The sequence below is a fragment of the Geodermatophilus chilensis genome (genome assembly GCF_002802985.1).
Classification (GTDB): domain Bacteria; phylum Actinomycetota; class Actinomycetes; order Mycobacteriales; family Geodermatophilaceae; genus Geodermatophilus; species Geodermatophilus chilensis.
In genome coordinates, this window is sequence record NZ_NVPT01000073.1 from 1 (window position 1) to 10,609 (window position 10,609).

Consider the following 10,609-nt stretch of genomic DNA (forward strand, 5'->3'; position numbering starts at 1 on the left):
AGATGTGTTATAAGAGACAGGTTGTAGTTGTGTGGCCAAGTTGTTAAGGGCACACGGTGGATGCCTGGGCACCAGGAGCCGATGAAGGACGTAGGAGGCTGCGATAAGCCTCGGGGAGCTGCCAACCGAGCGTTGATCCGAGGATGTCCGAATGGGGGAACCCCGCACCAGTCATGTGGTGTGACCCGCGCCTGAACACATAGGGCGTGTGGAGGGAACGTGGGGAAGTGAAACATCTCAGTACCCACAGGAAGAGAAAACAACCGTGATTCCGTGAGTAGTGGCGAGCGAAAGCGGATGAGGCTAAACCGTTTCCATGTGATACCCGGCAGGGGTTGTGGAAGCGGGGTCGTGGGACCGTTCAGCCAGTTCTGCCGGACTGGCGGGGAGTGAGAAAGTGCTGTCGTTAGTGGAAGGCCTCTGGAAGGGGTCGCCGAAGAGGGTGAGAGCCCCGTACACGAAAACGCTGCACCTCCCGAACGTGTTTCCCAAGTAGCACCGAGCCCGTGGAATTCGGTGTGAATCTGGCGGGACCACCCGCTAAGCCTGAATACTCCCTGGTGACCGATAGCGGACGAGTACCGTGAGGGAAAGGTGAAAAGTACCCCGGGAGGGGAGTGAAATAGTACCTGAAACCGTGTGCCTACAAGCCGTGAGAGCCGTGAAGCCGCACCTCGTGTGCGGGCGGTGATTGCGTGCCTTTTGAAGAATGAGCCTGCGAGTTAGTGGTACGTGGCGAGGTTAACCCGTGAGGGGTAGCCGTAGCGAAAGCGAGTCCGAACAGGGCGATGCCAGTCGCGTGCTCTAGACCCGAAGCCGAGTGATCTACCCATGGCCAGGTTGAAGCGCGGGTAAGACCGCGTGGAGGACCGAACCCACCAGGGTTGAAAACCTGGGGGATGAGCTGTGGGTAGGGGTGAAAGGCCAATCAAACTCGGTGATAGCTGGTTCTCCCCGAAATGCATTTAGGTGCAGCGTCGCGTGTTTCTTGCCGGAGGTAGAGCACTGGATGGCCGATGGGCCCCACAAGGTTACTGACGTCAACCAAACTCCGAATGCCGGTAAGTGAGAGCGCGGCAGTGAGACTGCGGGCGATAAGGTTCGTAGTCGAGAGGGAAACAGCCCAGATCATCGGCTAAGGCCCCTAAGCGTGTGCTAAGTGGAAAAGGATGTGGGATCGCAGAGACAACCAGGAGGTTGGCTTAGAAGCAGCCACCCTTGAAAGAGTGCGTAATAGCTCACTGGTCAAGTGGTTCCGCGCCGACAATGTAGCGGGGCTCAAGCACACCGCCGAAGCCGTGGCACTCCGCCGACAGCCCGTCGTCGTTCCTCGTGGACGGCGGCCAGGTGGCGGGGTGGGTAGGGGAGCGTCGTGTGGCGGTGGAAGCGGCGGAGTGATCCAGCCGTGGACGCCACGCGAGTGAGAATGCAGGCATGAGTAGCGAGAGGGGAGTGAGAACCTCCCCCGCCGGAAGACCAAGGGTTCCTGGGCCAGGCTAATCCGCCCAGGGTGAGTCGGGACCTAAGGCGAGGCCGACAGGCGTAGTCGATGGACAACGGGTTGATATTCCCGTACCCGCGAAGGAACGCCCATGCCGAACCCAGCGATGCTAACCGCCCGAACACCCGTGTCCGGTTCTTTCGAGGATCGGTGCGGGGACTAGCGCGGGATCCGGACTGGTAGTAGGCAAGCGATGGGGTGACGCAGGAAGGTAGTCCTACCGGTGAGTGGTAGTACCGGTGCAAGGGTGTGGCCCGTCCGGCAGGTAAATCCGTCGGACATGCAGGGTGAGGCCTGACGCATAGCCGTTTGCGGTGAATGGGATGATCCTATGCTGCCGAGAAAAGCCTCTAGCGAGTTCCGAGCGGCCCGTACCCCAAACCAACTCAGGTGGTCAGGTAGAGAATACCGAGGCGATCGAGCGAACTGTGGTTAAGGAACTCGGCAAAATGCCCCCGTAACTTCGGGAGAAGGGGGGCCCTTTACCGTCAACACCCTTGCGGTGGGCAGCGGTGGGGGGCCGCAGAGACCAGTGAGAAGCGACTGTTTACTAAAAACACAGGTCCGTGCGAAGTCGTAAGACGATGTATACGGACTGACGCCTGCCCGGTGCTGGAACGTTAAGGGGACGGGTTAGTCCTTCGGGGCGAAGCTCAGAACTCAAGCGCCAGTAAACGGCGGTGGTAACTATAACCATCCTAAGGTAGCGAAATTCCTTGTCGGGTAAGTTCCGACCTGCACGAATGGCGTAACGACTTCTCAGCTGTCTCAACCACAGGCTCGGCGAAATTGCACTACGAGTAAAGATGCTCGTTACGCGCGGCAGGACGGAAAGACCCCGGGACCTTCACTACAGCTTGATATTGGTGTTCGGTTCGGCTTGTGTAGGATAGGTGGGAGACTGTGAAGCGGGCACGCCAGTGTTCGTGGAGTCGCCGTTGAAATACCACTCTGGTCGAATTGGATGTCTAACCTCGGTCCGTGATCCGGATCAGGAACAGTGTCAGGTGGGTAGTTTAACTGGGGCGGTTGCCTCCCAAAATGTAACGGAGGCGCCCAAAGGTTCCCTCAGCCTGGTTGGCAATCAGGTGTCGAGTGCAAGTGCACAAGGGAGCTTGACTGTGAGACCGACGGGTCGAGCAGGAGCGAAAGCTGGGACTAGTGACCCGGCACCGGCATGTGGAAGCGGTGTCGCTCAACGGATAAAAGGTACCCCGGGGATAACAGGCTGATCTTCCCCAAGAGTCCATATCGACGGGATGGTTTGGCACCTCGATGTCGGCTCGTCGCATCCTGGGGCTGGAGTAGGTCCCAAGGGTTGGGCTGTTCGCCCATTAAAGCGGTACGCGAGCTGGGTTTAGAACGTCGTGAGACAGTTCGGTCCCTATCCGCCGCGCGCGTAAGAGACTTGAGAAGAGCTGTCCCTAGTACGAGAGGACCGGGACGGACGAACCTCTGGTGTGCCAGTTGTACCGCCAGGTGCACTGCTGGTTGGCTACGTTCGGCAGGGATAACCGCTGAAAGCATCTAAGCGGGAAGCTCGCTTCAAGATGAGGTCTCTCACCGGGACAACCGGGTAAGGCCCCCGCCCAGACCAGCGGGTTGATAGGCCGGAAGTGGAAGCACCGTGAGGTGTGGAGCTGACCGGTACTAACAGGCCGAGGGCTTGACCACACGACCACAACACCCCCCACACGCAGCACGGGGGCCGGTCGGTCGAAGAAGTTGCGTGACAAGCGTCCACTGTGCGGTTCTGAACGCACCAACCCGCCCCGGCGGTGGGTGGTACACGTTCACAGTGTTACGGCGGCCATGGCGAGAGGGAAACGCCCGGACCCATTCCGAACCCGGAAGCTAAGCCTCTCAGCGCCGATGGTACTGCCCTGGAGACGGGGTGGGAGAGTAGGACGCCGCCGGACAACCATTCCATGAAGGGCCCTCACCACCAGGTGAGGGCCCTTCATGCATTCCCGGAACGGTCTCCCCTACGGTCGGTGATCCCGGGGGAGGTCACCGGCGGTCGCGCGGCTCCCTGGTCGTCGCGCCCACGTTGTCGGCGAACCACGCGTTGAGCGCCGTCAGGTCCCGCCAGGAGGTCCGGATCTCCTCGAGGGCGCGGCGCTCGTGCAGCCAACCGGCCGGCTCCCAGCGCCTGATCGCGTGCAGCGACTTGTGCCGGAGCAGGTCGGCCCGATCGCCGTGCTTGTCGAAGCCGGAGGGCACCCGCACCAGCCGCTCGCCGTCGATAGACCACCCGGAGGCGGCCAGCCGGTCCACCTCGGCCCGCAGCCGCGGACCCTGCACGTCGTCCGCGACGGCCCGGCGGTACCGGGCCACCTGGTCGGACTGCAGCCGCCAGCACCCCCCGGCGACCATCAGCCCGTCGGCCGAGACCTGCACGTACCAGGCGCCCGCGCCGCGGCCGTCGGGGTTCACCACCGCGCCCTGGTGGGTCTTGTACGGCGTCTTGTCGTGGCTGAAGCGCACGTCCCGGTACGGCCGGAAGAGCTTCGGGGTGCCGAACTCGCCGGCCAGCTCGTCGAGCAGCGCCTGCATGGGTGCCCGCACGCAGTCGTCGTAGACGGAGCGGTTGCGGGTCCAGTACGTCTTGCTGTTGTCGGCCTCGAGGCCCTCGTAGAAGACCAGCCCCTCGTCGGGGAAGCCCTGGAACGTCATCGACCCTCGTCCACCTCCTCGAGCAGCGTGTGCCAGCGGACCTCGCGCAGGGGGGTGCCGCCGGTGTCCAGCGTGCGCACCCACCCGTCGCGCGCCCAGCCGGCCGACTCGAAGAAGCCGGCCGACGCCGTGTCCTGTTCCGGCAGCCAGACCTGCAGCCGCGCCGTCCCGCCGGCGCGGGCCAGGTCGGTGACGGCGGCCAGCAGCCGACTGCCGTGCCCCCGCCGTCCCCACCGTGGCTCGACGAGCAGGGTGGCGACCTCACCGCTGGGCCCCGCCGGATGCGGCCGCTCCTGCGCGGTGAGCTCCGCCGGGCCGTGCGCGGCGAAGCCGACCACCCGGTCCTGCTCCACGGCCACGAGCACACCGTGCCCCGGGGTGGGTGGTGCGGCGATCGCCGCCCGCCAGGTGTCCGCAGCAGCCGTCTCGTCCCAGCTGTCGAGCACCTCGGCCGGGAGGGCGGCGCGGTACGCCGTCCGCCAGGTCACCGCCTGCACCCGGGCGACCTGCGCGGCGTCGGCAGGCCGGGCCGGGCGGACCGACACCTCCGCGGTCCCCGACCGGCGGGGGAACGGCGAGCTCGGCTGCACGCCAGGCAGCGTAGGCCGCGGCGGGGTGGCACTCACCGGTGTCAGGGGCCCGGGGCAGGATCGGCGGCCGTGGGAGCACCCGTCGCCGACCGGCTGCCGGCCGCCCTGGCCCGTCGCGTCGCCCTCGCCGCCCAGGGCTTCGCCGACCCGCGACCGGCGGGTCCCGTCGACCGCAGGCAGCTGCGCCGCATGACGTCCCGGCTCGCGGTGTTGCAGATCGACTCGGTGAACGTGCTCTCCCGCGCGCACTACCTGCCCGCCTTCAGCCGGCTCGGGCCCTACCCGCGCCAGGCGCTCGACGACCTCGCCGGCCGCCGGAGGGAGTTGTTCGAGTACTGGGCGCACGAGGCCTCGCTGCTGCCGGTCCGGCTGCACCCGCAGCTGCGGTGGCGCATGGCCGCGGCGGAGGAACACGCCTGGGGCTCCATGGTCCGGATCCAGCGGGAGCGGCCGGGGTACGTCGGCGAGGTCCTCGAGCGGGTGCGGGAGGCCGGTCCGCTGAAGGCCAGTGACCTGGCCGAGCCGCGACCGGACCGGCCCGGCAGCATGTGGAACTGGCACGCCGGCAAGGTCGCCCTCGAGTGGCTCTTCTACACCGGCGTGATCACCACCCGGGGCCGGACGGCGGGCTTCGAGCGCGTCTACGACCTCACCGAGCGGGTGCTCCCGGCCGCCGTCCTGCAGGCTCCGACCCCGGAGCCGGCCGACGCCGTCCGGGAGCTGGTGCGCACCGCCTCGCGCGCCCTGGGCGTGGCCACCGAGCGGGACCTGCGCGACTACTTCCGGCTCCGCCCCCCGGCGGCGCGGGCCGCGATCGCCGAGCTGGTCGACGCCGGCGAGCTGCTGCCCGTCGAGGTGGCCGGCTGGGGCGCGCCCGCCTGGCTGCACCCGGAGGCGCGCCGTCCCCGCTGGATCCGGGCGCGGGCGCTGCTGAGCCCCTTCGACTCGCTGGTGTGGGAGCGGCCGCGGGTGGAGCGCATCTTCGGTTTCCGGTACCGGCTCGAGATCTACACCCCCGCCGCCCAGCGGGTGCACGGCTACTACGTGCTGCCGTTCCTGCTGGGCGACCGGCTGGTGGCCCGCGTCGACCTCAAGGCCGACCGGCAGGCCGCCGTGCTGCGGGTCCAGGCCGCGTTCGCCGAGGACGGCGTCGACCGCGCCGAGGTGGCCGCCGCGCTGGCGGAGGAGCTGACGCTCATGGCGGGGTGGATGCTGCTCGACGCCGTCGTCGTGGGCGAGCGGGGCGACCTGGCCGCCGAGCTGGCCGCCGCCGTCGGCTAGGTCCCCGCCCGCAGGCCGGCCAGGCGGCGGACGACCGCCAGGCCGGCCGCGCCGCCCGGCCAGGACCGCTCGAGTGCCGCGTCCCCGGCCACCCGCACCACCGAGCGCAGCGCCAGGGCCACCACGACGACGTCGTCGGCGTAGCCGAGGACCGGGACGACGTCGGGCACGAGGTCCACCGGCGAGAGCAGGTAGGCCAGCAGCATCCACAGCCGCACCCGCACGCCCCGCGGCAGGGACCGGTCCGCGGCGAGCCGCCGCACCAGCCGCACCAGGTCGGGCAGCAGCCGCAGCGCCTCGCGAACGGTGAGGTCCGGCGGCCGCCACCGCCACAGCAGCACGAGCAGCACGCCCCAGAGCAGGAGCAGCCCGCCCACGACGGCCGCGAGCACGCGCACCCACTCCACGGTGACGATTCTGACCGGTGGGGCGGGAGCGACCGGGAGGTGACCGGTGTCGCGGCCCGCTGTCGGTCCCCGCCCGTAGGCTTGGGGCGTGGTGAGTACGACCGACGGCCCGATCGACACCCAGTACGAGGACCTGCTGCGCCGGGTGCTCGAGCAGGGCACGCCGAAGTCCGACCGCACGGGCACCGGCACGGTGAGCCTGTTCGGCGAGCGGCTGCGCTACGACCTCTCCGAGCGGTTCCCGCTGGTCACCACCAAGTCGGTGCACTTCCGGTCGATCGCCTACGAGCTGCTGTGGTTCCTCCGCGGTGACAGCAACGTGCGCTGGCTGCAGGAGAACCGGGTCAGCATCTGGGACGAGTGGGCCTCGCCGGAGGGCGAGCTCGGCCCGGTCTACGGCGTGCAGTGGCGGTCCTGGCCCACGCCCGATGGCGAGCACGTCGACCAGATCGCCGGCGTCCTCGAGACGCTGCGCACCGATCCGGACTCCCGGCGCATGATCGTCTCGGCCTGGAACGTGGCCGCGCTGCCGGAGATGGCGCTCGCGCCGTGCCACGCGCTGTTCCAGTTCCACGTCGCCGACGGGCGGCTGTCCTGCCAGCTGTACCAGCGCAGCGCCGACATGTTCCTGGGCGTGCCCTTCAACATCGCCAGCTACGCGCTGCTGACCCGGATGGTCGCCGATCAGGTGGGCCTGGCCCCCGGCGACTTCATCTGGGTCGGCGGCGACTGCCACGTCTACAGCAACCACGTCGACCAGGTCCGCGAGCAGCTCTCCCGCGAGGTGCTGCCCTTCCCGATGCTCGACCTGGCCCCGGCGCCGTCGCTGTTCGACTACACCTACGAGCACCTCACCCTGCGCGACTACCGGCACCACCCGGCGATCCGCGCCGCGGTGGCGGTCTGACCCGGGTGGCCGTCGGGCTGGTCTGGGCCCAGGCCCGCGGCGGGGTCATCGGCGCCGGCGGCCGGCTGCCCTGGCACCTGCCCGAGGACCTGCGCCTGTTCCGGGACCTCACGACCGGATCCACCGTCGTCATGGGCCGGCGCACGTGGGAGTCCCTGCCCGAGCGCTTCCGCCCGCTGCCCGGACGGCGCAACGTCGTCCTCACCACCGACCCCGCGTGGGCCGCCGACGGAGCCGAGCGGGCCGGCGACGTGGCGCAGGTGCTGGCGCGCGAGGACGCCGGCGACCTCTGGGTGATCGGCGGCGGCCGCGTCTACGCCGCCTTCCTCCAGCATGCCGACCGGGTGGTCGTCACCGAGGTCGACACCGACGTCGAGGGCGACACCTGGGCGCCGGCACTGGGCCCGGGATGGGTGCGGGTGTCGCGCACCCCGGCAGCCGGATGGGCGACGTCCACCACCGGACTGCGGTACTCGGTGTCGGACCACGCGCGCGCAGCGACCGAGGCCGACGTGTCCGCCGGGACGGGTCGGTAGATTCTGGGCATGACCAGTGACCCCGCCCGGCCCTTCGGGCGTGTGCTCACGGCGATGGTGACCCCCCTCGCCGAGGACGGCTCGATCGACCTCGCGGGGGCCCAGGAACTGGCCGCCCACCTGGTCGACCGGCAGGCGCACGACGGCCTGGTGGTGCTCGGCACCACCGGTGAGGCCCCCACCCTGAGCGACGGCGAGCAGCACGCCGTCCTCGAGGCGGTGCTCGACGCCGTCGGTGACCGCGCCACCGTGCTGGCCGGCGTCGGCACCAACGACACCGCGCACACCATCGAGAACGCGCGCCGGGCCGAGCGGCTCGGTGCGCACGGCCTGCTCGTCGTGACGCCGTACTACAACAAGCCGCCGCAGGCCGGGCTGCTGCGCCACTTCACCGCCGTCGCCGACGCGACCGACCTGCCGGTGATGCTCTACGACATCCCGCCACGCTCGGTCGTCCCCATCGAGGTGGACACCCTCGCCCGGCTGGCCGAGCACCCGCGCATCGTCGCGGTCAAGGACGCCAAGGGCGACCTCGGCGCGGTGATGCAGACCCTTGCCCGCACCGACCTCGCCTACTACAGCGGCGAGGACGTGCTCAACCTGCCGCTGCTGGCGGTCGGCGCGGTCGGCGTCGTCAGCGTGGTCGGGCACCTCGCCGGCCCGCGGCTGGCCGAGCTGATCGCCGCCGTGGAGTCCGGCGACCTGGTCAAGGCCCGCGCGGTCAACGAGAGCCTGCTGCCGCTGTACACCGGCATCTTCCGCACCCAGGGCGTCATCCTGACCAAGGCGGCGCTGCGCGAACTCGGCCTGCCTGGCGGGCCGGTGCGCCCGCCGCTGGTCGACGCCACCCCCGAACAACTCGCGCAGCTGCGCGCCGACCTCGCCGACGGAGGCATCCACCTGTGAGCGCGACCTCGTGACCACCTCGACCACCCAGCCGCACCTGGACCTGCGGGTCCCCCCGCGCCTGCCCGAGGGCGGCCTGCGCGTCATGGCGCTCGGCGGGCTCGGCGAGATCGGCCGCAACATGGCCGTCCTCGAGTTCGACGGCAAGCTGCTCGTCATCGACTGCGGCGTGCTCTTTCCCGAGGCCGAGCAGCCCGGCGTCGACCTGATCCTGCCGGACTTCGGGGTCATCGAGCACCGGCTCGACGACGTCCTCGCCGTCGTCCTCACCCACGGGCACGAGGACCACATCGGCGCGATCCCCTACCTGCTGCGCATGCGCGGCGACATCCCGCTGGTCGGCTCGCGGTTCACCCTCGCCCTGGTCAAGGCCAAGCTGCGCGAGCACCGCCTGGACCCGGTGCTGGTGGAGGTCGCCGCCGGTGACGACCACGTCGCGGGCCCGTTCCACTGCGAGTTCATCTCGGTGAACCACTCGATCCCCGACGCGCTGGCCGTCGCCGTCCACACGCCGGCGGGGGTCCTGGTGCACACCGGCGACTTCAAGATGGACCAGTTGCCGCTGGACGGCGTCCTCACCGACCTGGGCGCCTTCGCCCGGCTCGGCCTCGAGGGCATCGACCTGCTGCTCGCCGACTCCACCAACGCCGAGATTCCCGGGTTCGTGACGCCGGAGCGGTCGATCGGCCCGGTGCTCGAGGACGTGTTCCGGCGGGCCACCCAGCGGCTGATCGTCTCCAGCTTCGCCAGCCACGTGCACCGCATCCAGCAGGTGCTCGACGCCGCCGACATGCACGGCCGCAAGGTCGCGTTCGTCGGCCGCTCGATGGTCCGCAACATGGGCGTCGCCCGCGACCTCGGGCTGCTGCGCGTGGCGCCCGGCCTCATGGTGAGCCTGGACGAGGCGACCAGCATGCCGCCGGAGCAGGTGGTGCTGGTCAGCACCGGGTCGCAGGGCGAGCCGCTGTCGGCGCTGGGGCGGATGGCCCGGGGCGAGCACCACCAGGTCACCATCGAGGCCGGCGACACGATCGTGCTGGCGTCCTCGCTGGTGCCGGGCAACGAGACCGCCGTCTACAAGGTCATCAACGGGCTGGCCCGGCTCGGCGCGACCGTCGTGCACAAGGAGACCGCGCGGGTGCACGTCTCCGGGCACGCCCCGGCCGGCGAGCTCCGCACGCTGCTCAACGTGGCCAAGCCGCGGCACCTGATGCCGGTGCACGGCGAGTGGCGGCACCTGCGGGCGCACGCGGCGCTGGCCGAGCAGACCGGCATGGCCACCGACCGGGTGCTGCTCGCCGAGAACGGCGTCGTGGTCGACCTGGTCGACGGCAAGGCGACGATCGTCGGCTCGGTGCCCGTCGGTGACGTCTACGTCGACGGCCTCAACGTCGGCGACGTGGGGGAGGAGTCGCTGCAGGAGCGGCGCATCCTCGGCGACGAGGGGTTCGTCGCGCTGACCGTCGTGATCGAGCCCTCGACCCGTACGATCGTGCGGCCGGTGCACCTCTCCGCCCGCGGCTTCGCCGACGACCCCGCCGTCTTCGACCCTGCGCTGCGGCTGGTCGAGGAGACCTTGCGCCGCACGCTGGCCGACGGCGAGACCGACCCGCACCGGCTCTCGCAGGTGATCCGCCGGACGATCGGCAAGTGGGTGTCCGACACCTACCGCCGCCGCCCGATGATCATCCCGACCGTCCTCGAGGTCTGAGCACCCCGTCGCCTTCCGGACGATTCCGCGGCGGAACTCCTCCGGCGTCGGGGTGCCCGGGCTGACCCCGGCTGGCCGGCGTACGGCGGCCGGT

General features: G+C 69.5%; 8 protein-coding genes and 2 rRNA genes. 7 read left to right on the plus strand and 3 right to left on the minus strand.

From position 1 onward, the window contains the following. Positions 1-33 precede the first annotated feature (33 nt). A 23S ribosomal RNA gene (locus CNO22_RS13735) occupies positions 34-3,175 on the plus strand. Between the two features lie 128 nt (positions 3,176-3,303). Next, a 5S ribosomal RNA gene (rrf, locus tag CNO22_RS13740) occupies positions 3,304-3,420 on the plus strand. A 91-nt stretch (positions 3,421-3,511) separates the two neighbouring features. On the opposite strand, the gene CNO22_RS13745 is transcribed toward rrf, so the two are convergent. Both CNO22_RS13745 and CNO22_RS13750 read right to left on the minus strand, forming a co-directional pair. Next, entirely contained in the window at positions 3,512-4,177 is a 666-nt protein-coding gene (locus tag CNO22_RS13745; protein ID WP_100499908.1) for a DUF2461 domain-containing protein, read from the minus strand. Further along, complete coding sequence (locus CNO22_RS13750) at positions 4,174-4,767, minus strand: GNAT family N-acetyltransferase (protein ID WP_100499909.1); 594 nt, start codon at positions 4,765-4,767, stop codon at positions 4,174-4,176. Before CNO22_RS13750 ends, CNO22_RS13745 begins: the two co-directional genes overlap by 4 nt. Before the next feature lie 69 nt (positions 4,768-4,836). Here CNO22_RS13750 and CNO22_RS13755 point away from each other — a divergent pair, with 69 nt between their 5' ends. Further along, positions 4,837-6,048: a winged helix-turn-helix domain-containing protein gene (locus CNO22_RS13755; protein ID WP_100499910.1), complete on the plus strand. Its 1,212-nt coding sequence runs from the start codon at positions 4,837-4,839 to the stop codon at positions 6,046-6,048. Here CNO22_RS13755 and CNO22_RS13760 read toward each other — a convergent pair. Beyond that, the gene (locus CNO22_RS13760; protein WP_232807022.1) at positions 6,045-6,455 is read right to left on the minus strand and encodes a DUF1232 domain-containing protein; all 411 of its coding nucleotides are present in this window, start codon (positions 6,453-6,455) and stop codon (positions 6,045-6,047) included. The genes CNO22_RS13755 and CNO22_RS13760 overlap by 4 nt on opposite strands. An 88-nt stretch (positions 6,456-6,543) precedes the next feature. Between CNO22_RS13760 and CNO22_RS13765 the strand changes: the two genes are divergently transcribed. From CNO22_RS13765 to CNO22_RS13780, 4 genes are read left to right on the plus strand one after another with little or no spacing between them, the layout of a single operon-like run. Next, positions 6,544-7,362, plus strand: a complete 819-nt coding sequence (locus CNO22_RS13765; protein WP_198588310.1) for a thymidylate synthase — start codon at positions 6,544-6,546, stop codon at positions 7,360-7,362. A 5-nt stretch (positions 7,363-7,367) separates the two neighbouring features. Next, entirely contained in the window at positions 7,368-7,898 is a 531-nt protein-coding gene (locus tag CNO22_RS13770) for a dihydrofolate reductase (RefSeq protein ID WP_100499911.1), read from the plus strand. A 9-nt stretch (positions 7,899-7,907) separates the two neighbouring features. Then, positions 7,908-8,804 (plus strand): 4-hydroxy-tetrahydrodipicolinate synthase, encoded by an 897-nt coding sequence (dapA, locus tag CNO22_RS13775; RefSeq protein WP_198588311.1) that lies wholly within the window; start codon positions 7,908-7,910, stop codon positions 8,802-8,804. Positions 8,805-8,814: 10 nt separating this feature from the next. Further along, positions 8,815-10,515, plus strand: coding sequence for a ribonuclease J (locus tag CNO22_RS13780; RefSeq protein WP_100499913.1), 1,701 nt, complete (start codon positions 8,815-8,817; stop codon positions 10,513-10,515). Positions 10,516-10,609: the final 94 nt, after the last annotated feature.

What these genes read in the sequence shown, in the direction of transcription:
- CNO22_RS13745 (WP_100499908.1), bottom strand. Translation starts at nt 4,177, where the DNA reads ATGACGTTCCAGGGCTTCCCCGACGAGGGGCTGGTCTTCTACGAGGGC.
- dapA (WP_198588311.1), top strand. Translation starts at nt 7,908, where the DNA reads ATGACCAGTGACCCCGCCCGGCCCTTCGGGCGTGTGCTCACGGCGATG.